Origin of the sequence: Seohaeicola sp. 4SK31 (genome assembly GCF_028802875.1) — a bacterium.
Lineage (GTDB): Bacteria > Pseudomonadota > Alphaproteobacteria > Rhodobacterales > Rhodobacteraceae > Seohaeicola.
The window spans coordinates 120,954-146,383 of the sequence record NZ_JARAMP010000002.1; the positions used below are offsets into that span (position 1 = coordinate 120,954).

The 25,430-nt window shown below is 63.0% G+C and carries 25 protein-coding genes; 15 read left to right on the plus strand and 10 right to left on the minus strand.

Going from position 1 to position 25,430, the window contains the following annotated elements:
* Nucleotides 1–94: 94 nt before the first annotated feature.
* Entirely contained in the window at nt 95–3,517 is a 3,423-nt protein-coding gene (locus PVW27_RS02220; protein ID WP_274554903.1) for an indolepyruvate ferredoxin oxidoreductase family protein, read from the minus strand.
* Nucleotides 3,518–3,698: 181 nt separating this feature from the next.
* On the opposite strand from PVW27_RS02220, the gene PVW27_RS02225 reads away from it, so the two are divergent.
* Complete coding sequence (locus PVW27_RS02225) at nt 3,699–4,604, plus strand: LysR family transcriptional regulator (protein WP_274555084.1); 906 nt, start codon at nt 3,699–3,701, stop codon at nt 4,602–4,604.
* 296 nt (nt 4,605–4,900) lie between these two features.
* Here PVW27_RS02225 and PVW27_RS02230 read toward each other — a convergent pair whose 3' ends face one another.
* Complete coding sequence (locus PVW27_RS02230) at nt 4,901–5,740, minus strand: hypothetical protein (RefSeq protein ID WP_274554904.1); 840 nt, start codon at nt 5,738–5,740, stop codon at nt 4,901–4,903.
* Nucleotides 5,741–5,843: 103 nt separating this feature from the next.
* Here PVW27_RS02230 and purL point away from each other — a divergent pair, with 103 nt between their 5' ends.
* Complete coding sequence (purL, locus tag PVW27_RS02235) at nt 5,844–8,006, plus strand: phosphoribosylformylglycinamidine synthase subunit PurL (RefSeq protein WP_274554905.1); 2,163 nt, start codon at nt 5,844–5,846, stop codon at nt 8,004–8,006.
* Nucleotides 8,007–8,100: 94 nt separating this feature from the next.
* On the opposite strand, the gene PVW27_RS02240 is transcribed toward purL, so the two are convergent.
* Nucleotides 8,101–8,517: an OsmC family protein gene (locus tag PVW27_RS02240; protein WP_274554906.1), complete on the minus strand. Its 417-nt coding sequence runs from the start codon at nt 8,515–8,517 to the stop codon at nt 8,101–8,103.
* Between the two features lie 138 nt (nt 8,518–8,655).
* Here PVW27_RS02240 and PVW27_RS02245 point away from each other — a divergent pair, with 138 nt between their 5' ends.
* Nucleotides 8,656–8,898, plus strand: coding sequence for a BolA/IbaG family iron-sulfur metabolism protein (locus PVW27_RS02245; protein ID WP_230798629.1), 243 nt, complete (start codon nt 8,656–8,658; stop codon nt 8,896–8,898).
* A 46-nt stretch (nt 8,899–8,944) separates the two neighbouring features.
* A complete protein-coding gene (grxD, locus tag PVW27_RS02250; protein WP_274554907.1) occupies nt 8,945–9,307 on the plus strand; it encodes a Grx4 family monothiol glutaredoxin in 363 nt (120 codons plus the stop codon).
* Between the two features lie 69 nt (nt 9,308–9,376).
* Here the strand turns inward: grxD and PVW27_RS02255 are convergent, their stop codons facing one another.
* Both PVW27_RS02255 and PVW27_RS02260 read right to left on the minus strand, forming a co-directional pair.
* Nucleotides 9,377–9,769, minus strand: a complete 393-nt coding sequence (locus tag PVW27_RS02255; RefSeq protein WP_274554908.1) for a cell division protein ZapA — start codon at nt 9,767–9,769, stop codon at nt 9,377–9,379.
* Entirely contained in the window at nt 9,769–10,296 is a 528-nt protein-coding gene (locus tag PVW27_RS02260) for a hypothetical protein (RefSeq protein WP_274554909.1), read from the minus strand. Before PVW27_RS02260 ends, PVW27_RS02255 begins: the two co-directional genes overlap by 1 nt.
* Nucleotides 10,297–10,511: 215 nt before the next feature.
* Here PVW27_RS02260 and tkt point away from each other — a divergent pair, with 215 nt between their 5' ends.
* Nucleotides 10,512–12,527 (plus strand): transketolase, encoded by a 2,016-nt coding sequence (tkt, locus tag PVW27_RS02265; protein ID WP_274554910.1) that lies wholly within the window; start codon nt 10,512–10,514, stop codon nt 12,525–12,527.
* Nucleotides 12,528–12,595: 68 nt separating this feature from the next.
* On the opposite strand, the gene PVW27_RS02270 is transcribed toward tkt, so the two are convergent.
* Nucleotides 12,596–13,564: a DUF808 domain-containing protein gene (locus PVW27_RS02270; RefSeq protein ID WP_274554911.1), complete on the minus strand. Its 969-nt coding sequence runs from the start codon at nt 13,562–13,564 to the stop codon at nt 12,596–12,598.
* A gap of 259 nt (nt 13,565–13,823) precedes the next feature.
* Here PVW27_RS02270 and gap point away from each other — a divergent pair, with 259 nt between their 5' ends.
* The 3 genes from gap (at nt 13,824) to PVW27_RS02285 (ending at nt 16,080) form a co-directional block, all read left to right on the plus strand.
* A complete protein-coding gene (gene gap, locus PVW27_RS02275; RefSeq protein WP_274554912.1) occupies nt 13,824–14,825 on the plus strand; it encodes a type I glyceraldehyde-3-phosphate dehydrogenase in 1,002 nt (333 codons plus the stop codon).
* A gap of 87 nt (nt 14,826–14,912) precedes the next feature.
* Nucleotides 14,913–15,056, plus strand: a complete 144-nt coding sequence (locus PVW27_RS02280; RefSeq protein WP_274554913.1) for a hypothetical protein — start codon at nt 14,913–14,915, stop codon at nt 15,054–15,056.
* A 76-nt stretch (nt 15,057–15,132) separates the two neighbouring features.
* Nucleotides 15,133–16,080 (plus strand): alpha/beta fold hydrolase, encoded by a 948-nt coding sequence (locus PVW27_RS02285; RefSeq protein ID WP_274554914.1) that lies wholly within the window; start codon nt 15,133–15,135, stop codon nt 16,078–16,080.
* A 131-nt stretch (nt 16,081–16,211) separates the two neighbouring features.
* Here PVW27_RS02285 and coaD read toward each other — a convergent pair whose 3' ends face one another.
* The 3 genes from coaD to PVW27_RS02300 form a co-directional block, all read right to left on the minus strand.
* Nucleotides 16,212–16,721 (minus strand): pantetheine-phosphate adenylyltransferase, encoded by a 510-nt coding sequence (coaD, locus tag PVW27_RS02290; protein WP_274554915.1) that lies wholly within the window; start codon nt 16,719–16,721, stop codon nt 16,212–16,214.
* A gap of 133 nt (nt 16,722–16,854) precedes the next feature.
* Nucleotides 16,855–17,289, minus strand: a complete 435-nt coding sequence (locus PVW27_RS02295; protein WP_274554916.1) for a CBS domain-containing protein — start codon at nt 17,287–17,289, stop codon at nt 16,855–16,857.
* An 88-nt stretch (nt 17,290–17,377) separates the two neighbouring features.
* The gene (locus tag PVW27_RS02300) at nt 17,378–18,268 is read right to left on the minus strand and encodes a LysR family transcriptional regulator (RefSeq protein WP_274555085.1); all 891 of its coding nucleotides are present in this window, start codon (nt 18,266–18,268) and stop codon (nt 17,378–17,380) included.
* A 108-nt stretch (nt 18,269–18,376) separates the two neighbouring features.
* On the opposite strand from PVW27_RS02300, the gene PVW27_RS02305 reads away from it, so the two are divergent.
* From PVW27_RS02305 to PVW27_RS02335, 7 genes are all read left to right on the plus strand, one after another.
* The gene (locus PVW27_RS02305) at nt 18,377–19,876 is read left to right on the plus strand and encodes a CoA-acylating methylmalonate-semialdehyde dehydrogenase (protein ID WP_274554917.1); all 1,500 of its coding nucleotides are present in this window, start codon (nt 18,377–18,379) and stop codon (nt 19,874–19,876) included.
* A 175-nt stretch (nt 19,877–20,051) separates the two neighbouring features.
* A complete protein-coding gene (locus PVW27_RS02310; RefSeq protein WP_274554918.1) occupies nt 20,052–21,194 on the plus strand; it encodes an acyl-CoA dehydrogenase family protein in 1,143 nt (380 codons plus the stop codon).
* Nucleotides 21,191–22,222 (plus strand): enoyl-CoA hydratase/isomerase family protein, encoded by a 1,032-nt coding sequence (locus PVW27_RS02315; RefSeq protein ID WP_274554919.1) that lies wholly within the window; start codon nt 21,191–21,193, stop codon nt 22,220–22,222. Before PVW27_RS02310 ends, PVW27_RS02315 begins: the two co-directional genes overlap by 4 nt.
* 12 nt (nt 22,223–22,234) lie before the next feature.
* On the plus strand, nt 22,235–23,107 hold the full coding sequence (gene mmsB / locus PVW27_RS02320; protein WP_274554920.1) for a 3-hydroxyisobutyrate dehydrogenase: 873 nt from the start codon (nt 22,235–22,237) through the stop codon (nt 23,105–23,107).
* Nucleotides 23,104–23,757 (plus strand): Crp/Fnr family transcriptional regulator, encoded by a 654-nt coding sequence (locus tag PVW27_RS02325; RefSeq protein WP_274554921.1) that lies wholly within the window; start codon nt 23,104–23,106, stop codon nt 23,755–23,757. Before mmsB ends, PVW27_RS02325 begins: the two co-directional genes overlap by 4 nt.
* Nucleotides 23,758–23,824: 67 nt before the next feature.
* The gene (locus PVW27_RS02330; RefSeq protein ID WP_274554922.1) at nt 23,825–24,025 is read left to right on the plus strand and encodes a YgaP family membrane protein; all 201 of its coding nucleotides are present in this window, start codon (nt 23,825–23,827) and stop codon (nt 24,023–24,025) included.
* A gap of 104 nt (nt 24,026–24,129) precedes the next feature.
* Nucleotides 24,130–24,507 carry an excinuclease ABC subunit A gene (locus tag PVW27_RS02335; protein WP_274554923.1) on the plus strand — a complete coding sequence of 126 codons (378 nt, stop codon included), beginning with the start codon at nt 24,130–24,132 and terminating at the stop codon, nt 24,505–24,507.
* 12 nt (nt 24,508–24,519) lie between these two features.
* On the opposite strand, the gene PVW27_RS02340 is transcribed toward PVW27_RS02335, so the two are convergent.
* Nucleotides 24,520–25,425 carry a patatin-like phospholipase family protein gene (locus PVW27_RS02340; protein ID WP_274554924.1) on the minus strand — a complete coding sequence of 302 codons (906 nt, stop codon included), beginning with the start codon at nt 25,423–25,425 and terminating at the stop codon, nt 24,520–24,522.
* Nucleotides 25,426–25,430 lie beyond the last annotated feature (5 nt).

Consider the following 25,430-nt stretch of genomic DNA (forward strand, 5'->3'; position numbering starts at 1 on the left):
CGAACCATGCCGCGAGACTGTGACGGTTGCATGAAGCCATAATGACAACGCCCGCCATGGGGCGGGCGTTGCTATCCTGTCTATGACCTGCCGATCACTCCGCGGCTTGCGCCATCCCCTTGCCGCCATCGCGGAAGGTCGCCAGCAATTCCTCACGCCGTTTGGCGGCCTTGGCCTCATTCGCTTCCTTGACCGGACCAAACCCACGGATCGACAAGGGCAGTTCCGCCAAGGCCACAGCGGCATCCATCGTCGCGGGTGTGACCTTGGGCAGGATCTCGGCCATGTCGGCCTCGAACTGAGCGATCAGGGCGCGCTCCATCCGGCGTTCAGTGGTCCGGCCGAAGATATCCAGCGGCGTGCCGCGCAGCATCTTCATCCCGGCAAGGATACGCATCGGTCTGGCCATCCACGGGCCGAACGTCCGTTTCACGGGGCGACCATCAGGCCCGATTTTCGAGATGATCGGCGGTGCCAGATGGAAAGTCATGCGGAAATCGCCGTCGAACTGTTCGGCTGCCTTCTCCTGCGAGGTCAGCAGAAGCCGCGCCACCTCATATTCATCCTTGTAAGCCAACAGCTTGTGATAGCCCTTGGCGACTGCTTCCTTGAGGCGCGCATCCGCGACGCCATCCACCATCTTGCGGTAGCGTTTGGCCAGCCGCTTGCCCTGATAAGCCACCAGATGATCCGCGCGGAAGGCGATTTTCTCTTCCAGCGATTTGGGCAGTTCGATCACCTTGGGTTTCAGCAACCGCGCGGCCTGATCGGGGTAGAGCGCCGCCCAGCGACCCAGTTCAAAGGCGCGCTGGTTCTTTTCCACCGCCGCACCGTTCAATTTGATCGCATGGGTAATCGCCTCATGGCTGAGCGGGATCAAGCCGCGCTGCCAAGCGGCCCCGAACAGCATCATGTTGGAATAGATCGAATCCCCCAGCGTGACGCGGGCCAGTTCGGACGCATCGAACAGCATTACCCGGTCCTGCAACCGCGCCTCCAGCGCAAGCGCCAGACGGTCGGACGGCAGCGAGAATTCAGTGTTGCGGGTGAAATCGCCTGTAATGATCTCGTGATTGTTCACGACCGCCCCGGTTCGCCCCGTGCGGGTCAGACCAAGGGTTTTGGCCCCGGCCGACACGACCAGATCGCCGCCGATCAGGGCATCCGCTTCGCCCGTCGCCACGCGCACGGCGCTGATGTCGTCAGGCTGCTCTGCAATACGGCAATGGATATGCACGGCGCCGCCCTTCTGCGCGAGCCCCGCCATTTCCATCATGCCAGCTCCCTTGCCATCGATCTGCGCGGCCTGTGCCAGCACCGCGCCGATGGTCACGACGCCGGTGCCGCCCACGCCAGTGATCACCACGTTATATGTGCCTTTGATCGCGGGCATATCGGGTGTCGGCATATCGGGCAGATCGACCGCGGCGGTCGCGGCCTTTTTCGGTGTCGCCCCCTCCAGCGTCACGAAGGAGGGGCAGAATCCCTTGAGGCAGCTGAAATCCTTGTTGCAGCTTGACTGGTCAATCGCTCGTTTGCGGCCCAGTTCGGTCTCCACGGGCACGATGGACACGCAGTTCGATTGCACACCACAATCGCCGCAGCCTTCGCAGACATCCGTATTGATGAACACGCGCTTGTCGGGATCGGGGAACTTGCCCCGCTTGCGGCGGCGGCGCTTCTCGGCGGCGCAGGTCTGCACATAGACGATGGCCGACACACCCTTCAGCTTGGCGTATTTCTCCTGCACCGACTGCAATTCGGCACGCTCATGCTTTTCCACGCCTGCCGGGAAGGTGGACAGGTCGATCTCTTCCTTCTCGTCATAGACGACGGCGATGTTCGGCACGCCCATCGCCTTCAACTCGGCCACGATCCGCTGCGAGGTCAGGCCCCCTTCGTTGCCCTGCCCGCCGGTCATGGCGACCGCATCGTTGAACAGGATCTTGTAGGTGATGTTCACATCCGAGGCGAGCGCGGCACGGATCGCCTGAATGCCCGAATGGTTATAGGTGCCGTCCCCAAGGTTCTGGAACACATGATCGCGGGTCGAAAACTTCGCCTCACCGATCCAGTTCGCCCCTTCGCCGCCCATATGGGTGGCCCCGATGGTCGAACGGTCCATCCACTGCACCATGTAATGGCACCCGATGCCGGCATAGGCGCGGCTTCCCTCCGGTACCTTGGTCGAGGTGTTGTGCGGACAGCCCGAGCAGAAATAGGGCAGACGCGAGGCCAGTTCCTGCGCGTTATCATTGCGCCGCGCATCGGCCAGCGCGGACAGACCCGCCTTGATGCCATCGGTGCTGCGGCCTTCCTCGATCAGGATACCGCCCAGTTTTTCGGCGATCATGATCGGGTCCAGCGCGCCGCGCGTCGGGAACAACTCCTCGCCATGCATGGACCCCGCACCGCCACCCTTGTGCCAGCCCCAGACGCGGCGACCATGACGGTCGTCGAAAATCGCTTCCTTGATCTGCACTTCGATCAGCTTGCGCTTTTCTTCCACCACCACGATCAGGTCCAACCCTTCGGCCCAGTCGTGAAAGCCCTTCATATCCAGCGGGAAGGTCTGCCCGATCTTGTAGGTCGTGACGCCCAACCGTTCCGCCTCGGCCTCGTCGATGTTCAACAGCGCCAGCGCATGCACCAGATCCAGCCAGTTCTTGCCCGCAGCCACAAAGCCGATCTTGGCACCAGGCTTGCCCCAGATGCGCTTGTCCATCTTGTTGGCGTGCGAAAACGCCTCGGCCGCGAAGCGCTTGTAGTCGATCATCCGCGCTTCCTGCGCGTGGGGCGTGTCGATCAGCCGGATGTTCAGACCGCCTTCCGGCATCTCGAACTCGGGCATCACAAGCTTCATGCGCTCCGGACGGCCATCCACGACCGCCGTCGCCTCGACCGTGTCCTTCATCGTCTTCAGACCGACCCAGAGGCCGGAAAAGCGCGACAAGGCATAGCCGTAGACACCGTAGTCCAGAATTTCCTGCACCCCGGCAGGGCTGACCACGGGCATATAGGCATCCACCATCGCCCATTCCGACTGGTGCAGCACGGTCGAGGATTCGCCGGTATGGTCATCCCCCATCGCCATCAGCACGCCGCCGTGGCGCGACGATCCGGCCATATTGGCATGGCGCATCACATCACCCGAGCGGTCCACGCCGGGGCCCTTGCCATACCAAAGACCAAAAACCCCGTCGAACCTGCCCTCCCCGCGCAACTCGGCCTGCTGGGCGCCCCAAAGCGCTGTCGCGGCCAGATCCTCGTTCAGACCTTCCTCGAATGTCACGTCTGCGACCGCCAATTGCTTGGCCGCGCGGTTCATCTGCATATCGACCGCCCCCAGCGGCGATCCGCGATAGCCCGTCACGAAACCGGCCGTATTCAGACCTGCGGCACGATCCCGCGCTTTCTGGATCAGCATCAGACGAACAAGTGCCTGGGTTCCGTTCAACAGCACAGGAGACTTTTCAAGGTCGAACCTGTCGTTGAGAGTGATTTCCTGCCTTGTCATCGCGCATCTCCCCATCTGAACGATCTTGTTTTAACTATAACGCGATATTAGGTCACAAATCATGACCTACCAAACTATTTTTTATTTGCCCTATGGGCTATAGGAAGTTTGGGGAGCATTTGAGCGTAACGATTTTCGCCTGTTACACGCAGGCGCCACAAGAAGACGGAATATTGCCATGATGGACTGGGACAAACTCAGAATATTTCACGCGGTGGCCGATGCGGGCAGCCTCACACATGCCGGTGACACGCTGCATTTGTCCCAGTCGGCGGTCAGTCGCCAGATCCGCGCGCTTGAGGACAGCCTGAACACGACCCTCTTTCACCGCCATGCGCGCGGCCTGATTCTGACCGAACAGGGCGAGTTGCTGTTCGAGGCGACATCTTCGATGGCCAAGCGGCTTGAAACCGCCGCCGCGCGGATCCGCGACAGCGAGGAAGAGGTGTTCGGAGAGTTGCGCGTGACCACCACCACGGGATTCGGCAGCCTGTGGCTGGCCCCGCGCCTGCCCCGGCTTTACGAGAAATATCCCGACCTCAAGATCGACCTGATGCTGGAAGAACGCGTTCTGGACCTGCCCATGCGCGAGGCCGATGTGGCCATCCGCATGAAGGAACCCAGCCAGGCCGACCTGATCCGCAAGCGGCTGATGCATATCCGGATGCGTCTCTATGCGTCGCCCAGCTATCTCGAGAAACGTGCAGCCCCCGACAGGATCGAGGAGATCTCGGGCCATCGCCTGATCTGCCAGAACCCGCAATCGGCGCAGGTCGGGGCCGGGGCGAACCTTGTGCAATATCTGATGACCCATGACATCCAGTCCACGCTGACGGTGAACAATTACTTCGGCGTGCTGCAAGCTGTGCTGCATGATCTGGGGATCGGGGTGCTGCCCGACTATCTGACCCATGATTTTCCCGAGCTCGTGCGCATCCTGCCGGATATCGAATCTGTCGAAGTGCCGGTCTTTCTGGCCTACCCGGAAGAACTGCGGCAGTCCAAACGGGTCGCCGCCTTCCGCGATTTCGTCCAGGACGAGATCGTCAGTTATCGCAAACAGATGAAAGATCAGGAAGTTAGCTAACAGGTTAAGCAAGCCATGCAAAGGACGCATAGCGGCCTTGCTGTAATGCAGCATGTTTTGCCTTGATCGTACACAAACGGATGCCTAATTCATCGTTTGACGGTGATGCTGATTAGGTTCGCATCATCATCATACCTCCCTGTTGGACTTTGGCCGAGCTTAGTGCTCGGCCTTTTTTTTGACCAAACGGGTGGAAAACCGCCTTTTGCACCGCCCGCACGGGCAGTAGCGCGGCACGGCGCAACCCATGGTTACCCCTGCCCCTCAACGCAAACGACGCACGCCTCCTGCGCGCATCACCGGATCAAATGACTCTGCGGCGCAGCGACAGGTACCGCAGCCATGCTGCACTCATATGCCTGTAACCACATTGCATCGATCACCGCCAATGAGGCAGGCGTGATGTCGCGCCCCTCCAGCCAGTAGCGACCCGAGCGCACGCGCGCTCCCAGATCCTGCTCCGCATCGAGTGCTGCGCGCACCGCGACGTCATCCACCATCATTGGCCGCAACCGTGCCAGCCCATCGGCGCGCGCCCTTGGAAACAGCAACCGGCTGGGATCGTTGGACAGGTTCACCACGGCACAGCCCTGACGCGCGGCAAGCAGCATGATCCGCGCCGATTTCGACTCAAGGCTTTGCAAGGTCATGTCGGGGCGCAGCGGGTCGGCAGTGCCGTTGCCATAGAAATGCGTGTTCACGGCGACAGGATAAACCATGTCACAGCCCATCACTGCCAGCACACGGGGCCGGTGCCGCCACAGCGCCCAATAGGCCGCCGTGAAGGCCATCGTGCCCCCGGCATAGACCACGCCGCCATAGGCGTTGTTGGCCGGGATATAGTCCTGAGACGTCACCACGCTCTGGCTTGCGGTGACGCTGTCAGGCCAGCGGTCCTGCGGAAAATCATCGGGGTGGATCAGCGCGTCCCAGTCCGGGCGGACGCGCCATGCGTTGTTGATCGCCAGAACATGCCCAAGCGCCGTCTTGGGCCAGGCTTGCGCCCGGATCACATTGGGCCCGCTGCCCAGGATCGTCACCACCGTCATATCTGCCCTCTGCCCGTGACCTACCGGCAGAGCGCCGGCTGCCGCAAAGCTAGGGCAATGGTCGCGCAGGGCGACAGGTTTTTGCATGCCTCGATCCGCTTTCTGTTGCCGCCTGCCCCTTTCCCCGCGCAAAGCCTTGTCGTAAAGAGACGGCGCAGACCTGCCCAGGGGGACGAAAGACATGCAAGACATGGCGCAAGAACCGGCCATCACGCCCGAACTGATCGCGGCGCACGGGCTCAAGCCCGATGAATACCAGCGCATCCTCGACATCATCGGACGCGAGCCGACCTTCACCGAGCTTGGCATCTTCTCGGCCATGTGGAACGAGCATTGCTCCTACAAATCCTCCAAGAAATGGCTGCGCACCCTGCCGACAACGGGCCCGCAGGTGATCTGCGGCCCTGGCGAGAATGCGGGCGTCGTGGATATCGGCGACGGGCAGGCCGTTGTCTTCAAGATGGAAAGCCACAACCACCCCTCCTACATCGAACCCTATCAGGGGGCGGCCACCGGCGTGGGCGGCATCCTGCGCGATGTTTTCACCATGGGCGCGCGCCCCATCGCGGCGATGAACTCTCTGTCTTTCGGCGCCCCTGATCATCCCAAGACGCGGCAGCTGGTGCATGGCGTTGTCGAAGGGATCGGCGGCTATGGCAATGCCTTCGGCGTGCCCACCGTGGGCGGCGAGGTGCGGTTTCACCCCGCCTATAACGGCAACTGCCTTGTAAACGCATTCGCCGCCGGTCTGGCTGACGCGGACAAGATCTTCTACTCCGCCGCCTCGGGCGTGGGCATGCCCGTCGTCTATCTGGGCGCCAAGACCGGCCGCGACGGCGTGGGCGGGGCCACGATGGCCAGCGCCGAATTCGACGACAGCATCGAGGAGAAGCGCCCCACGGTGCAGGTGGGCGACCCCTTCACCGAAAAGCGCCTGATGGAAGCCTGCATGGAGCTGATGCAAACCGGCGCCGTCATCTCGATCCAGGACATGGGGGCCGCGGGCCTGACCTGTTCGGCGGTGGAAATGGGCGACAAGGGCGATCTGGGCGTGCGGCTGGATCTGGAAAAGGTCCCCTGCCGCGAAACCGGAATGACCGCCTACGAGATGATGCTCTCGGAATCCCAGGAGCGCATGCTGATGGTTTTGCGCCCCGAGAAAGAGGCCGAGGCCAAGGCCGTCTTCGACAAATGGGATCTGGACTTTGCAATCGTTGGCGAAACAATTGCCGAAGATCGTTTCCTCATCATGCACAACAACGTCTGCAAAGCGGATCTCCCGCTCAAGGCTCTGTCTGGCAATGCACCGGAATATGACCGCCCCTGGGTCGAACCCCAAGCCCCCGCGCCTTTGGGCGATGTGCCGGGCATCGACCCCATCGACGGGCTGAAGGCCCTCATCGGCAGCCCCAACTACGCCGCCAAACAATGGGTTTACGAGCAATATGACAGCCAGGTCATGGCCGACACCCTGCGTACGCCGGGTCTGGGTGCAGGTATCATCCGGGTGCATGGCACGGACAAGCTGATCGCCTTCACCTCGGACGTGACGCCGCGCTATGTCTTTGCCAACCCGTTTGAAGGCGGCAAGCAGGCCGTGGCCGAAACCTATCGCAACCTCACCGCCGTGGGGGCCAAACCCTTGGCCACAACCGACAACCTCAATTTCGGCAATCCCGAAAAGCCGCAGATCATGGGGCAATTCGTGGGTGCGATCAAAGGCATCGGCGCGGCTGTGGCGGCGCTGGACATGCCAATCGTGTCCGGCAATGTCAGCCTCTACAACGAAACCGATGGCAAGGGCATCCTGCCCACCCCCACGATCTGCGCCGTGGGTCTGATCCCGCATGTGGATCAGGCCATCACAGGACAGGCCCGTGACGGGCATGTGGCCCTTCTGGTCGGCGACAGCGCAGGCCATCTGGGCCAGTCCGCGATCCTTGCCGAAGTGTTCCACCGCGAAGAGGGTGATGCGCCCCCTGTGGACCTTGAGGCCGAACGCCGCAACGGCGATTTCATCCGCGCCAATCACACGCTGATCCGTGCCTGCACGGATCTCTCCGATGGTGGTCTGGCGCTGGCCGCCTTCGAGATGGCCGAGGCCGCAGGTGTGGGCGTGCAGATCGACGCGGCGGACACCCCCACCCTCTTCGGCGAGGATCAGGCCCGCTACCTGATCGCCTGCAATTTCGATCAGGCCGAGGCGCTGATGATTGCCGCTGGCAAGGCGGGCGTGCCGATCCAGACCGTCGGCAAGTTCGGTGGCAGCATGGTGCGTTTCGGCGCATCCGAAGCGCCGCTCGCGGACCTGTCAGCCCTCTATCGCGGCGCATTCGAGGCGGCCTTGGGCTAAGCGTTTCTTCTTGCGGGAAATATCCTCGGGGGGAGCGTCGAACAAAGTTCGACGCGGGGGGCAGACAGCCCCCCTCTGCGCCCCGACAAGCCGATCACGCCTCTTCGATCTTCCACTCATGCGTCAATGTGGCGGTCTTTTCAAACATCTTGGAGGCCGAGCAATATTTCTCCGCCGACAGATTCACCGCGCGTTCCACCAGCGCGGGTTTCAGATCATGCCCACGGATCGTGTAAACCAGTTTGACGGCGGTAAAGACCTTCGGCTCCTCATCCGCGCGGGTGCCGACCAGTTCCACCTCGCAGCCCGTCACCTTGGCGCGGGCCTTTTCCAGGATCATCACGATGTCAAAGGCGGTGCAACCGCCCAACCCCAGCAACATCATCTCCATTGGGCGCGGGCCGATATTGCGCCCGCCCGCCTCGGGCGCGCCGTCCATGACCACCCCGTGACCGGAACCTGTCTCGCCCAGAAAGGCGCGTCCGTTGATCCAGCTGACCTTGGCTTTCATGCGATCCTCCATCTGATTGCCGCGCAGCTTTGGCCGATCTAGGACCCCTTGTCAAAGCCGGGCCTTGCGCGGCGACCAACCCTTGCAGCGCAGCCGTCAAAGGCATAAATCTGATGCAAAGAGACAGGAGCATCCCATATGGCCATCGAAGCACAGGAAATCGAAGACCTGATCCGCGCAGGCTTTCCGCAAGCCAAGATCACCGTCACCGATCTGGCTGGGGACGGAAACCACTACGCCGCCGAGGTGATCGACGCCTCGTTCAAGGGCATGAACCGCGTGCAGCAGCAGCGCGCCGTCTATGCCACGCTCAAGGGCAAGATGGACGGGGCGAACGGGCAGTTGCATGCTCTGGCCCTCACCACCAAAGCCCCCGACTGATCCCATTCCCGGGGGCTTTCCCCCGCCTTACCAAGGAACATCCCAGATGACCGACGCAACCACCCAGATCAAGGAAACCGTGACCGCGAATGATGTGGTCCTGTTCATGAAGGGCACCAAGGAAATGCCGCAATGCGGGTTCTCCAGCCGCGTGGCCGGTGTGCTGAACTACATGGGCGTTGAATTCAAGGACGTGAACGTGCTGGCTGATGCCGATATCCGGCAGGGCATCAAGGATTACTCCGACTGGCCCACGATCCCGCAGCTTTACGTCAAGGGAGAGTTTGTCGGCGGGTGCGATATCGTCACCGAAATGACCCTTTCGGGCGAGCTGGATCAACTGTTCGAGGCCAATGGCGTCACCTTCGACAAGGCCGCCGCCGAAAAGATCCGTGAAGCCAACGCCTGATCGTCACCACACCATAAAAAGCCAAAGGCCCCGCGAGGGGCCTTTTTTGCATGCGTGATCAGACGGTTTTCAGCCAGCCTTTTCCTCTACCGCGTCAGCCAGCGCCTCGGCCCGTGCGGCAAGTTCGGACAGCGTGTCCGCCAGTTCCGGCGGAATGACCGCCACCTCGATCTTCTGCGGCTCGGGTGCGGGGCGGGATGACAGGCGGGCGATCTCGGCCTCTTTTTCGGCCATGCGCGCCTCGGCCTCGCGCAGCTTGTCCTCAAGACCGGCCGTCTTGTCGGCCAGCATCAACCCGGCCATCAGCAGCATCCGCGCTTCGGGCAATCGACCGATCTGGCCTGCCAGAACCGAGGCTTCGTCATCCAGCATCTTGGCAGCGGAATGCAGATAATGTTCCTCGCCATCCTGACAAAAGACCTCAAAGGCGCGTCCGCCGATCTTGATTTCCACTTCGGGCATCAGTTCGCCTCCTCTTTGCTGTCCAGCAAGGGCTTGAGCGCGTCCTTGATTGCCTGCGCTTCGGCAATATCCACCTGTCGCGCGGCACGCAGCGATTCCAGCTCGGCCATCATTGCCTTGTTGATCAGATGCGGCTCGCCCACGCCGGATTCATTGGCGGCTCGCAGCGCGCTGTTGCTGGCTTGAAGCTGTTCATTGGCCTTGCGCAGGCGCGACAGCTCGGCGTCCAACTGGCTCAATGCCTCACGGGTCGCGGCCAGATCGGCCTCGGCTTGCGCGGCGCGGGCCTCCTGCTTCAGCTTGATGGCGCGGACGCGCTCTTCCAACTGTTCATTGGCCAGACGTTCCTCGGCCAATTGCGTCCGCAACGCCTCGATATCCGCCGCAGCATCCGCAGAGGCCGACTGCGCCCTGTCCCCGGTTGGCGGCACGGGTGCGGGTGTGGCCCTGTCCAGTGCCTCGATCCCCTTGGCGATCCGCTCCATCGCATAGGCGATCCTGCGTTCCAGTTCGGCGATATCGTTCATTGGCTCACCTTTCACCTGACGTCTGCTCACCCCAAAGATGACCTTGTGCTGACCGAATCATCAACCCATGGTCATGGGAAAACTTTACCCAATGGATATGCAAAATGCGCGCCCTTTGCCACCAATGGGTTACAGCCTGCGCTTGAACTTGCGCGACAGGCTGGTATCAAGCCCGCAACCTATCCTGTCACATCGTCAGACGAAGGACCGATCCCTTGGACATCACCGCCCTGCGCACTGCCCATCCCGAGCATTGGATGAAAGCCGCCGCCATTCGCGCCCTGACGCTGGATGCGATCCACGCCGCCAATTCGGGACATTCCGGGATGCCGATGGGCATGGCCGATGTGGCGACCGTTCTTTACGAGAAACATCTGAAATTCGACCCGACCGCGCCCCATTGGCCGGACCGGGACCGGTTCATTCTGTCGGCAGGCCACGGCTCGATGCTGCTTTATGCGCTGCTCCACCTGACCGGCTATGCCGACATGACGATCGAACAGATCCGCAATTTCCGCCAGTGGGGCGCAAAAACGGCGGGTCACCCCGAATATGGCCATGCCACGGGGATCGAGACCACGACAGGCCCGCTGGGCCAGGGGATCGCCAATGCCGTGGGCTTCGCCATGGCCGAGGAGATCCAGCGCGCCCGCTTTGGTGCCAAGATCGTGGACCATTACACCTATGTCATCGCCGGTGACGGCTGCCTGATGGAAGGCGTCAGCCAGGAGGCCATCGGCATCGCCGGGCGGCACGAACTGTCCCGGCTGATCGTCTTCTGGGACAACAACGACATCACCATCGACGGCAAGGTCTCGCTTTCGGACCGCACCGATCAGGTCGCGCGCTTCCGTGCCTCGGGCTGGGATGTGCAAGAGATCGACGGACATGACCCGGTGGCCATCGACGCGGCCATCTCGGCTGCAAAGAAAAGCCCCCTGCCCTCGATGATTGCCTGCAAGACGCATATCGCACTGGGCTCATCCGCGCAGGACACTTCCAAAGGTCATGGCGCGCTGACCGATCCCAAGCTGATCGCCGATACCAAAGCCGTATACGGCTGGACGGCCGGACCGTTCGAAGTTCCCGCCGACATCAAAGCCGCATGGGAGGCCATCGGCGCGCGCGGCGCGTCCGAGCGCAGCGCGTGGGAGGGGCGTCTGGCTGCGCTGAACGGCAAGAAACGCGACGAATTCACCCGCGCCTATACGCGTGAGGTCCCTGCCCGCCTGTCCGCCGTGATCCGCGCCCTGAAGAAACAGATCAGCGAAAGCGCGCCTTCGGTAGCCACGCGCAAATCATCCGAAATGGTGCTGGAAGTGGTGAACCCCGTGCTGGGTGAAACCGTGGGCGGCTCTGCCGACCTGACCGGGTCGAACAATACCAAGACCGGCGATCTGGGCATATTCGATACGGACAACCGCAAGGGTCGCTACGTCTATTGGGGTATCCGCGAGCATGGCATGGCCTCGGCCATGAACGGCATGGCGCTGCATGGCGGCATCCGCCCCTATGGCGGCACCTTCATGTGCTTCACCGATTACGCGCGCCCCGCGATGCGATTGGCGGCCCTGATGAAGATCCCGACCGTCTTCGTGATGACCCATGACAGTATCGGACTGGGCGAGGATGGCCCCACGCACCAGCCCATCGAACATCTGGCGATCAGCCGTGCCACGCCGAACACCTGGGTCTTCCGCCCCTGCGACACGGTCGAGACAGCCGAGGCCTGGGAACTGGCGCTGACCTCGAAAGAGACACCCTCGGTGCTGTCGCTGACGCGCCAGAACCTCAAGACGCTGCGGACCGAGCACAAGGCCAAGAACCTGACCGCACAGGGGGCCTATGTTCTTGCCGATGCCACGGGCAAACGTCAGGCGATCCTGCTGGCCACCGGCTCCGAAGTGGAAATCGCCATGGCCGCCCGCGATCTGTTGCAGGCCGAAGGGATCGGCACCCGCGTCGTCTCGATGCCCTGCTGGGAGTTGTTCGAGGAACAGGACGAAGCCTATCGCCGCCGCGTCCTGCCCGCAGGCCCGGTGCGCGTGGCCGTCGAGGCCGCGATCCGTTTCGGCTGGGACCGCTGGCTATTCGGCCAAGGCGGCAAGCGCGAGAAGTCGGGCTTTGTCGGCATGCATGATTTCGGCGCATCCGCCCCGGCAGAGGTGCTGTATGAACAGTTCGGCATCACCGCGCAGGCAGTTGCGGACAAGGTAAAGTCCCTGCTCTGATCCGGACATGAACCCGGTCGGGTGCGGATTTTGAGTATTTGAAGAACGATGAAAGGGCCGTTCCGCGATCAGGCGGGGCGGCCCTTTCCCGTAATCGTGGTCCAAAGCGGGGCGATGATCCGCGTGACCACCGGGATCAGCAACAGACCCAGTGCCAGACCGAACACTCCATCCATTGCGGCAGTCGCCGTCCATGTCACCGCGCCTGTGGCTTGTGGCACCAGCGCGCCCAGATAAGCGGCAACATCATGGATCAGATGGGCAGGCGCGGCCACGCCCAACTCCTCCAACCCGTGCAGGATGATCGAGCCGCCCACCCACAGCATCGCCGCCGTGCCGACCGTTGTCAGCGCCTTCAGAAAGCCCGGCATGCCCTTGACGATCCCGCGCCCGATGGTCCGGGTCAGGGCGAAATGGCCGCGTTCCGCCATGAACAGCCCTGCATCATCCGCCTTCACGATCAACGCCACACCGCCATAGACAACAACCGTGATCCCGATCCCGACCACGGCAAGTGTGGCCGCCTCCATCAACAAAGTGCCCACCGGAATCGCTGCCAGCGCGATGGTCATGATCTCGGCCGACAGGATGAAATCGGTCTTGATGGCCCCGGCGACACGCTTTTCTTCCAGATGCAGCGGATCGCCGACATCCAGATCCTTGGCCACATGCTCATCGGCATGGGGAAACAGAACATGCGCGACCTTCTCGGCCCCCTCAAAACACAGATAGGCCCCGCCCAGCATCAGTAGCGGCGTGATCAGAAAAGGGGCAAAGGCCGACAGGATCAGCGCGGCAGGCAGCAGGATCAGCATCTTGTTTTTCAAAGACCCGCGCGCGATGCGCCAGACGATCGGCAGTTCCCGTGCAGGTTCAAAGCCGTGCACATATTTCGGCGTCACAGCCGCATCGTCTATGGCAGCACCTGCCGCCTTGGCCCCCGCCTTGGCCGCCTGCCCGATCACGTCGTCCACTGACGCCGCGGCCACTTTGGCGATCGCTGCGACATCGTCCAGCAGGGCCAGCAAACCGCTCATATCATGCTCCGTTCTATGATCTGCCCCGACAGTAGCGATCCAAGGTGGCGTGGCAAGCAGAGATACCCCCTCGGCGGGGTCCCGCCACCCTTGGGCAAGCGTTAGCGCAATCATGGCCGCCAACCCGACAGTTTGCGCTAACATACTGATAATGTGACCATTTCAGCGCCAATCGACGACAGACTCGTCGCTTTTCACCTTTCGGGTGGCAGGCGGCTTGGCTATACCCCGCGCAACCAGCAAGACGCAGGAGACCCCCATGACCATCACCCTTGGCATCAACGGATTTGGCCGCATCGGCCGCTGCACCCTCATGCATATCGCGGAAAGCGCGCGGCAGGATGTGCGCGTGGTCAAGCTGAACGCGACCGGCCCGCTGGAGACTGCGGCGCATCTGGTGCGCTATGACTCGGTGCATGGGCGGTTCCGCAACCCGGTCACCACGGGCGACGGCTGGATGGATCTGGGCGCGGGCCGGATCGAGATGATGTCGACCTACAACATGGACGAGCTGGATTGGTCAGGCGTCGATGTGGTTCTGGAATGCACTGGCAATTTCAACGATGGCACCAAGGCCAAGACGCATCTGGAGAGGGGCGCGAAGAAAGTGCTTCTCTCCGCGCCCGGCAAGAACGTGGACCGCACGGTCGTCTACGGCGTCAATCATGAGAGCCTTCAGGCCAATGAGACGATGATTTCGAACGGGTCCTGCACGACGAACTGCCTTGCCCCGCTGGCCAAGGTGCTGAACGATGCCATAGGGATCGACAGCGGGATCATGACCACGATCCACAGCTATACAGGCGACCAGCCCACGCTGGACCGGCGGCACAGTGACCTGTACCGCGCACGGGCGGCGGCGATGTCGATGATCCCGACCTCGACGGGGGCGGCCAAGGCGTTGGGCGAGGTGCTGCCCGAACTGAAGGGCAAGCTGGACGGGTCCGCCATCCGCGTGCCGACCCCGAATGTCAGCGCCGTGGATCTGACCTTCGTGGCTGGCAAGGATGTGACCGTGGAGGATGTGAACGCCATCGTGGCCGAGGCGGCGGCGGGCGCGATGAAGGGCATACTGGGCTATGACCCGGAGCCCAAGGTCTCGATCGACTTCAACCATACCGAGGAAAGCTCGATCTTCGCGCCAGATCAGACCAAGGTGATCGGCAAGCGGCTGGTGCGGGTTCTGTCCTGGTATGACAACGAATGGGGCTTCTCCTGCCGGATGGCGGATGTGGCCGCGCTTATGGGGCGTCTGGGCTGATCTGTCCGGAAGGCTTGCACAGGTAGGGGGGGCTGCGGCATAGCTGTCGCAGCCCTTTCGTTTGCGTGTCGGTGACAAGGACCCCTCATGACCAACCAGATCGCCATCGGCCTTGGTTTGTTGATCGTTGCCGGACTGGGTCTGGATGCTGTGCTCTATGATGGGGCAAACCTTCTGTTCCTGCTGCGAAAGCTGGCCGACCTGATCGAGTGGCTGGCCTTCTGGCGCTGACACGGCGGGGCTTGCCCCTGTGGCGGCAGGCTCTATCGTGGCACGGCTTGCTTCTTTTGAAAGGTCCTCCCCTGTCATGCAGATCCTGATTGCCCTTGTATTGATGATCCTGCTGGCCATGGCCGGGCTGGTCTGGTTCACCTGGAACACCAAGCGCGGGGCCGAGGTGGCCATTCCGCCGCGCGGGCGGTTTCTGGACCTGCCGGGCGGGCGCCTGCATTACACGGACGAGGGGAGCGGTCCGGCCATCGTGATGATACACGGGCTGGGCGGGCAGATGGGCAACTTCACCATGGCTCTGGCCCCCCTCTTGTCGGGCACGCATCGTGTGATCGTGATCGACCGGCCCGGCATGGGCTATTCCGACCGCGCCCCTGATGCGCCGGCCAATCCGCGGGCGCAGGCCGAGACTGTCGCACGACTGATCGACAAGCTGGGGCTGGAGCGGCCTCTCGTGGTGGGGCACTCGCTGGGGGGAGCGATTGCCCTCTGCCTGGCGATGGAACATCCCGAGCAGACACGAGGGCTGGCGCTGTTGGCGCCGCTGACGCAGCCGCCGTCGGGGCCGATCGAGGCGTTCAAGGGGCTGGCCATCAGCGGGCGGGTCAAGCTGTTCGTGATCTCGTGGCTGCTGGCGATCCCCATGTCGATCCGGACGGCGCCGCAGGTCTTGGATCAGGTCTTCGGGCCGGACCCGGTGCCTGATGATTATGCGATCAAAGGTGGCGCGCTGCTGGGGTTGCGGCCTGCGTCGTTTCGGAACACCTCGCGGGATTATCTGGCGTCGGGGCGGGATCTGCGGTGGATGGCGGGGCAGTATGAGAGCCTGCGGGTTCCGGTGCGTATCCTTTACGGGGAGCAGGACCGGATCTTGGAGGCTGAGTTGCATGGCCGCGCCTTGGTGGCCAAGCACCCGCATATCGGGCTGGAGGTGATCAGCGGCGGGCATATGCTGCCCATCACCCATGCCCAGGATTGCGCCCGCTTTATCCGGGAGACAGAGGCGGCCATCGCCGCTGACTGATGTCCCACGATGGGACATTTCTTGCAACCCGCAAAATCAATGACTTACGCGTTTGCGTTCATGAATTTTTAACCGTTTCTTCTGATCCGGCCCGAGATTGGCCCGGCCGGATCTGCGCGCGGCTGATGGGCCTATAGCGGGCGCGGGGTCTGGCCCAGTTTGGCGCGCAGCGCCACATTCACGGCGGGGGGGACGAATTTGTGCACGTCGCCGCCAAGGCGGGCGATTTCCTTGACCAGCTTCGAGGCGATCGCCTGATGCCGCGCCTCGGCCATCAGAAACACCGTCTCGATCGAGCTGTCGAGCGCGCGGTTCATGCCGACCATCTGGAATTCATATTCGAAATCAGCCACGGCCCGCAGGCCACGCACGATCATCTGGGCCCCCACGTCGCGGGCACAGTCGATCAGCAGGTTCTCGAACGGATGGGCGACAATCTCGGTTCCCGTTTCCTCGGACAGGGTCACGCATTCCGCTTCGATCATCGCGACGCGTTCTTCGAGGGTGAACATCGGGCCCTTGTCGCGGTTGATCGCAACGCCGATCACCAGCCTGTCCACCAGCGTGGCCGAGCGGCGGATGATATCCACATGCCCGTAGGTGATCGGATCGAAGGTGCCGGGGTAAAGTCCGATGCGCATGGGCATGCTCCGTCTGTGGTCTTCCGGTTATTCTGCGGCGCACGCAATATTATTGCCTGACCGATTGCAACCCCAAAACAACCTTGGTTGCGGTCCCGGCGCGCGGGGAAGGCACCGGGTTCCTGCCCTGCGCCTAATGGCCCATGATCATGCCTTCCAATGCGGATTTCTCCATCGCCAACTCGTCGATGCGGGCCTTGACCACATCGCCGATGGTGACAATTCCCACCAGTTCCCCCGCTTCTGTCACGGGCATGTGGCGGAAACGTCCGTCCGTCATGCGCGCGAGCACATCATCGGCACTGTCGCCACGCCCGCAGCAGGAGGGATTGCGGGTCATCATGTCGCCCACCGTCTCGGTCAGGCAGACCGGGCCGCGCAAGGCGAGGGACCGGACGATGTCACGTTCCGAGATGATCCCGTCCACGGACACGCCATCGCGCGAGACGACGAGGCCGCCGATACGTTTCTCGGCCAAAAGCTGCACCGCATCCGAAACGATCGTGCCGGGTGTGACGGTAAAGACGGATATGTCGCCTTTCGACTTCAGGATCTGATGCACCAGCATGAACTTTTCTCCTCCTCAGGATGGCCCTGTTCCAGTCAGCGTCCATCAGGGAAAAGAGTCTGTCAAGAAAACCCTGTGGTTGCGTGGCTCATGTCTCGGCTTCGAGCCGTGCCACCTCGCGTTTAAGCCCCTCGGCGAGAGCCAGCGCAAAGCGGTTGAGCCGATCCATGCGGCGGTCGTCCGCATGGCGTATCAGATAGAAACTGCGCGTCAGGCTGATCTGATCCGGCAACAACTTGACCAGTCCCTTGGCGAAGGGAATTGCGAAATCATGCACGATGCCCACACCGCTGCCCTGTCTGATCCAGTTGAACTGCACCGACACCGAGTTCGAGGCGAGCGGCACCTTTTCGACGCCAATTCCGGTCAGGTAGTCCAGCTCCTTGTCGAAGATCATGTCGGGGATATAGCCGATCATGCGGTGTCCTTGCAGATCCTGAAGCGTCCTGATCGCGGCGTGGCGGCGCAGGTAGCGGCGCGAGGCGGCCAGATGCAGGCGGTAATCGGTGATCTTCTGCACGGTCAGGCGGCCCGCGGCGGGGGGGCTGACGCCGATGGCCATGTCGGCCTCGCGCTTGGAGAGGTTGAAGACGCGCGGCAGGGCGACGATCTGCACCTCGAGATCGGGGTTGTCGGCGACGATGGCCGCGCAGACCTGCGGCAGCAGGAAATTGGCGCAGCCATCGGGCGCGCCGATGCGGATCTGACCCGAGAGTGCGCCCGCCTGCCCCGCCAGTTCCTCGACCGCGGCCCCCATCGCGGATTCGGCCCGTTCGGCATGGCCCATCAGGCGCTGTCCTGCGTCGGTCATGGCATAGCCTTGCGGGGACTTGGCGAAAAGCGGCGCGCCGAGGTTTTCTTCCAGCCGCGCGATGCGGCGGCCCACGGTGGCGGGATCGACCTTGAGCACGCGGCCCGCCCCCGACAGGCTTTCGGTGCGCGCCACGGCCAGAAAGATCTTCAGGTCATCCCATTGCAGGTCCATGCTGCCCCCTTTGCAGAAATGCAAAACCCTTTTGGAAACTTGTCTCTTTCCGGATGAATTTTGCAAGCCTATCCTGTGGCCAGATTCAGGAGGAGTTATCCCATGCAGGAACTGACCCATTATATCGGCGGCGCGCACGTCAAAGGCACGTCGGGCCGTTTTGCCGATGTTTTCAACCCCGCTACCGGCGACGTGCAGGCGAAAGTGCCGCTGGCCAATGCCGCCGAGATGGCCAAGGCCGTCGAAATTGCCGCCAAGGCGCAGCCCGCCTGGGCCGCCGTGAACCCGCAGCGCCGCGCGCGGGTGATGATGAAATTCGTGGATCTGTTGAACCGGGACATGGACAAGCTGGCCGAGGCGCTGAGCCGCGAGCATGGCAAGACCCTGCCCGATGCCGCCGGTGACGTGCAGCGCGGGCTGGAAGTGGTGGAATATTGCATCGGCGCGCCGCAGCTTTTGAAGGGCGAGTTCACCGATAGCGCCGGTCCCGGCATCGACATGTATTCGATGCGTCAGGCGCTGGGTGTGACGGCGGGGATCACGCCGTTCAACTTTCCGGCGATGATCCCGATGTGGATGTTCGCGCCGGCGATTGCCTGCGGGAACGCGTTTATTCTGAAGCCGTCGGAGCGTGATCCGTCCGTGCCCCTGATGCTGGCCGAGCTGATGGAAGAGGCCGGGTTGCCCAAAGGCATCCTGCAGGTCGTCAATGGCGACAAGGAAGCGGTGGATGCGATTCTGGATCATCCGGTGATCCAGTCGGTCGGGTTTGTGGGGTCCACGCCGATTGCGGAATACATCTATGGTCGTGGCTGTTCGAACGGCAAGCGTGTGCAGTGCTTTGGTGGCGCCAAGAACCACATGATCATCATGCCCGATGCCGATATGGATCAGGCGGCGGATGCGCTGATCGGCGCGGGTTATGGCGCGGCTGGCGAGCGCTGCATGGCGATTTCGGTGGCCGTCCCCGTGGGTGACGAGACGGCGGATCGTCTGGTGGAAAAGCTGGTGCCGCGGATCGAGGCGCTGAAGGTCGGGCCTTATACGGCGGGCAAGGACGTGGATTACGGCCCCGTCGTGACGGCGGCGGCCAAGGCGAATATCCTGAAACTGGTGGAATCCGGTGTGGCACAGGGTGCCGAGCTGGTCATCGACGGGCGTGGCTTCAACCTGCAGGGCTATGAGAATGGCTTCTTCGTGGGTCCGCATCTGTTCGACCGGGTCACCAAGGACATGGACATCTACAAGAAGGAAATCTTCGGTCCGGTTCTGTCGGTGGTGCGGGCGCAGTCCTATGAGGAGGCGCTGGGTCTGGCGATGGATCATGAATATGGCAACGGCACCGCGATTTTCACCCGTGACGGTGACGCGGCGCGGGATTTCGCGAACCGTGTCAATGTGGGCATGATCGGGGTGAACGTGCCGATCCCGGTGCCGCTGGCCTATCACACCTTTGGCGGCTGGAAGAAATCGGCCTTTGGTGACCTGAACCAGCACGGGCCGGATGCGTTCAAGTTCTACACGCGGACCAAGACCATCACCTCGCGCTGGCCGTCCGGCATCAAGGACGGGGCGGCCTTCAACTTCAAGCCGATGGATTGATCGGCGCTGCGGCCCCTCGTGCGTGACACGGGGGGCCGTTTTTCTGTGGGCAGCCGGGTTTGAGTATTTGAGGCAAGATGAAGCGGGGTGGCGTGTCCGTTCCGGCTTTGCAAAACTGCTGCAACAGTTCAGAATTAAACATGCGTTCAATTCGACCTCGGGAGGAGGAGAGACCATGGATTTCGCACTGAGCGAGGAACAGAGTGCCATCTTCGACATGGCGCGGGATTTCGGGCAGGCGCAGATTGCCCCCCATGCGCGGGAATGGGAAGCGGCGGGGATTATTCCCAAAGAGCTATGGCCTGAAGTCGGTGCGCTGGGGTTTGGCGGGCTTTATGTGTCCGAAGAATCCGGTGGCGCGGGGCTGTCACGGCTGGACGCGACGCTGGTGTTTGAGGCGTTGAGCATGGCCTGCCCTTCGGTGGCGGCGTTTCTGTCGATCCACAACATGTGCGCGCGGATGCTGGATTCCTTTGGGTCGGACGATCTGAAGGCGCGCTACATGCCGCAGGTCTTGAGCATGGAGACGGTGCTGTCCTATTGCCTGACCGAACCCGGTTCGGGGTCGGACGCGGCTGCGCTCAAGACGCGGGCGGTGCGGACCAATGACGGCTATGTGCTGAACGGGACCAAGGCTTTCATCTCGGGCGGGGGCTATTCCGACGCTTATGTGGTGATGGTGCGCACGGGCGAGGATGGGCCGAAGGGCGTGTCCACGGTGATCGTCGAGGATGGCGCGAAGGGCCTGAGCTTTGGCGGGCTGGAGGACAAGATGGGATGGCGCAGCCAGCCCACGCGGCAGGTGCAGTTCGACGATTGCGCGGTGCCCGCCGAGAACCTTGTCGGCGAGGAAGGCAAGGGTTTCACCTATGCCATGAAGGGTCTGGATGGCGGGCGGCTGAATATCGCGGCCTGTTCATTGGGGGCGGCTCAGCAGGCGCTGGATATGACGCTGGCCTATATGGGCGAGCGGAAAGCCTTTGGCAAATCCATCGACCAGTTTCAGGCGTTGCAATTCCGGCTGGCCGATATGGAGATCGAGTTGCAAGCCGCGCGCACCTTCTTGCGCCAAGCGGCGTGGAAGCTGGATCAGGGCGCCCCGGATGCGACGAAATTCTGCGCCATGGCCAAGAAATTCGTGACCGAGGCGGGCAGTCGCATCGTGAACCAGTGCCTGCAACTGCATGGCGGATACGGCTATCTGGCCGATTACGGGATCGAGAAACTGGTGCGCGATCTGCGCGTGCATGAAATTCTGGAAGGCACGAACGAGATCATGCGGGTGATCGTGGCACGCCAGATGCTGGCCGACAGATGAGCGACATTGCCATCCGGGTTGAGGGGCGCGCGGGACGGATCACGCTGAACCGGCCTGCGGCGCTGAACGCGCTGACCTATGACATGGTTCTGGCGATCGAGGCGGCGCTGGATGCGTGGCGCGACGATGCGGCCCTGTCCCTGATCGTTCTGGATGCTGCGGGTGAGAAAGCCTTTTGCGCGGGCGGCGATATCGCCGACCTCTATGCCAGCGGCAAGGCTGGCGATTTCGCCTATGGGCGGCGCTTCTGGGCGGATGAATACCGTCTGAACGCCAAGCTGGCCGAATATCCCAAACCCGTCGTCAGTCTGATGCAGGGTTTCACCATGGGCGGCGGCGTGGGGGTCGGCTGTCACGCAAGCCACCGGATCGTGGGTGAGACGAGCCGCATCGCCATGCCGGAATGTGGCATCGGCCTTGTGCCGGATGTGGGCGGATCGCTGCTGCTGGCGCAGGCACCGGGGCGGCTGGGGGCCTATCTGGGCCTGACGGCGGCGCGGATGGAGGCGGGTGACGCGATCATGTCGGGTTTTGCGGATCATTTCGTGCCGCAGGACCGTTGGGCTGACCTGATTGCCACGCTGTGTGAGACGGGTGACGCCGATGCCGCCGCGCGGGTCAGCGAACAGGCCCCACAAGGGCCGCTGAGCGCCCTGATGCCGCAGATCGACACCCTGTTTGCGGGCAGCACATTGCCCGAGGTGATCGCGGCCCTGCGTGGCGATGACAGCGCCTTCGCCACGGAGACGTTGAAGGCGGTGCAGCGCAACTCGCCTCTAGCGATGGCCTGCACGCTGGAGATGCTGGCGCGTCTGCGCGCGGGGGGAGCCACGATCCGTGATGCCCTTGATCTGGAATACAGGGTCACATGGCGGGCGATGGAACAGGGTGACTTCATCGAAGGAATCCGCGCGGCGATCATCGACAAGGACCGCAAGCCGGTCTGGAAACACGACATAGATACCTTGCCTGCAACGGCCGTGTCAGAGATGCTGGCACCGCTGGGCGAGGATGCTCTCAGCCTCTGAAAGGACCATGACATGAAGATCGGATTTATCGGGCTTGGCAATATGGGCGCGCCGATGGCGGCCAATCTGGTCAAGGCGGGGCACGAGGTGACGGGGTTCGACACGGCTGGTGTGACCGTTGAGGGCGTGACGCCTGCCGCCTCTGCCGCGGCGGCGGCCACGGGGGCGGATGTGGTGATCACCATGCTGCCCAATGGCGCGATCCTGCGGTCTGTCGCGGCCGAGGTGATCCCTGCGATGACCAAGGGCGCGGCGCTGGTCGATTGTTCGACCGTGGAAGTGGACAGTGCCCGCGCCGTGGCCGATCAGGCCGAAGCGGCAGGTTTGCTGGCCGTGGATGCGCCTGTATCGGGCGGCACGGGCGGGGCAACGGCGGGCACGTTGACCTTCATGGCGGGTGGCTCGGACGCGGCCTTTGCCAAGGCCAAGCCGCTGTTTGATGTGATGGGCCAGAAGGCCGTGCATTGCGGCGCGGCGGGGGCGGGACAGGCGGCCAAGATCTGCAACAACATGATTTTGGGCGTGACCATGATCGCCACCTGCGAGGCCTTCGCGCTGGCCGACAAGCTGGGGCTGGACCGGCAGAAGATGTTCGACGTGGTCTCGACCTCCTCGGGGTATAGCTGGACGATGAATGCCTATTGCCCGGCACCGGGTGTGGGGCCGAAAAGCCCTGCGGACAACGATTACAAGCCCGGTTTCGCGGCGGAGCTGATGCTCAAGGATCTGCGCCTGTCGCAGCAGGCGGCGGAGAGTGCGGATGCGGACACCCCGATGGGCAAGGCGGCGGCGGCGCTCTATGAGCAGTTCGTCGAGGCCGAGGGGGGCCGCGGGATGGATTTCAGCGCCATGCTGCCCCGGTTCGAGAAGCGCGGGCGCAGTTGAGCTGGCTGGCGGAGGCCCCTGCCCTTGCCGGGCTTGAGCCGCGCGACCGTGACCGGCTGGCGCAGTTGCGCCCCATGGACTTGCCCGCAGGCGCGGTGATCTTTCGCCCCGGTGACGCGGCGCAGGGCTATGCCGTGGTTCTGTCGGGGCGTGTGGATGTGTCGCTGACGGGGGCGTCGGGGCGCGAGATGCTGCTTTATTCGGTCGAGCCGGGGCAAAGCTGCGTGCAGACGACCTTTGGTTTGCTGTCCGAGGCTGCCTATTCCGCCGACGCCGAGACGGCGCGGGCCACGCGGCTGGTGCTTATTCCCCGGACGGTGTTTCTGGATCTGCTGGACCGCTCTGCCCCGTTTCGCGGGCTGGTTTTCGGGGCGTTTGCCGATCGCATGGCCTCGATGCTGAAGCTGGTGGAAACGGTGGCCTTCACCCGCGCCGAATGTCGGTTGGCCGCGCGTCTGCTGCATCTGTCTGCGGAGGGTCCCGTCATGGCCACGCATCAGGAACTGGCCGCGCAGGCCGGCACCGCGCGCGAGGTGGTGAGCCGGCGCCTTGAGGCATGGGCGCGCAAGGGATGGGTGCGCACCGCGCGGGGGCAGGTCGAGGTGATCGACCGCGCGGCCCTGTCGGATCTGGCGCAGGCCGACATGTGACGGTGTCACAGACAGGAGGCCGCGACTCGGGGTAGCGTTATGTCATGACCAACCAATGGAGGACGTCATGACAAGAAATGTCGGCGGTATCGACCGCATCGCCCGGATCGTGCTGGGGCTGGCCCTGCTGGTCGGATATGCGTTCAATCAGGATGGGGCCTATAGCTGGCTTTATCTGTTGGGGATCATCCCTCTGGCCACTGGCCTGATCGGCTGGTGCCCGCCCTATTCGCTGCTGGGAATCAACACCTGCCCGGCGAAGAAGTAGGCGACACACATCCCTGCCCCTGCGCGAGAAACCGCGCAGGGACGCGGGCCAGGGTTTGGCTGGCAGCGGCGAGTGACTATATCTTCTGCAAAAGGAGAGATGCCATGACCCGCCACCTGACTCTGTTGAACGTGGCGCTTGCGCTGTCTTTGCCCGCAAGCGCAATGGCCGACGCTCCACATATGGCCCGCGGCACACAAAGCTTCGGGCTTGTCCCGGTTTCCGCTGCGGGATGCCCGCCCGGCTTGGCCAAGAAGAACCCGTCTTGCGTGCCACCCGGTCAAGCCAAGAAAGCCTATCGCGGCGACTACCGCGTGGGTGATCGCTTGCCGGACGGGTTCATCCTTGTGCGGACGCCCTCGCGCTATGGTCTGGACCCGCGCCGGACCTATTACGAACGGGATGGCTATGTGGTGCTTGTTGACCGCGAGACGCGTGAGATCTTGAACCTTGTCGGTGCGATCAGCGATCTGCTGAACTGACGACCCTGCCCGTCAGGCTGACGGGCACAGGGCGAGGATCTGGGCTTCGTGGGCTGAGACGAGGGCACGTCCCTCGTCTATGGCCTCGCCCGCGCGGTGCATGTCCAGCAGACCGATCCGCCCCAGATCAAGGCTGAGCGTCAGATGGGGCGAGTCGCTGGCGGCGCGCGCCTTGCGCACGAATTCCGCCATGATGTCGATCGCCACCGAGACAACCTCGGCATAGCTGGGTGGCAGCGGAGGTTTCTCGGACGGCTCCGCGCCGACGGGGATGATCTTCTGCAACGGGCCCACGATCCTTGAGACGACCTCGTTCTGGGCGATCTGATCCCACAGGCTGTCCGGCGTCGGTGGACGCGACCAGAGCGCGTTCTCGGGCTTGGCATTGGGGTTGACGGCGATGGTCACATCCGCCCCCAGCGCGCGACAGGCCGAAGCGGGCACGGGATTGGTCAGTCCCCCGTCCAGAAGCCATTTCCCCTCGTGCCAGTGCGGGCTGACAACGCCGGGGATCGACACGGACCCGCGCACCGCATCATAGACCGATCCCTGCTGCAACCAGACCTCACGCCCGCTGGCAAGGTCGGTCGCCACCACGATCAGCGGTCGGGTCAGCGCCCCGAAACTGTCCGGCACGCCCAGATCCGTCAACACGCGCATCACGGCGCTGCCGCGCATCAGCCCACCGCCGGTAAAGCTGAAATCCATGTGCTTCAGGATATCGGCGCGGGTCTGCGCGCGGGCCCAGGCTTCCATTTCGTCCAGCCGGTCAGCGGCCCAGACGGCGCCGATCAGTGCCCCCATCGAGGATCCCGCCACGACATCGGGCTGCACACCCAGATCGCGCAGGCCCAGCAAGACGCCCACATGCGCCCAGCCCCGCGCCCCGCCTGATCCCAGTGCAAGGCCCAGCCGCATCCGAT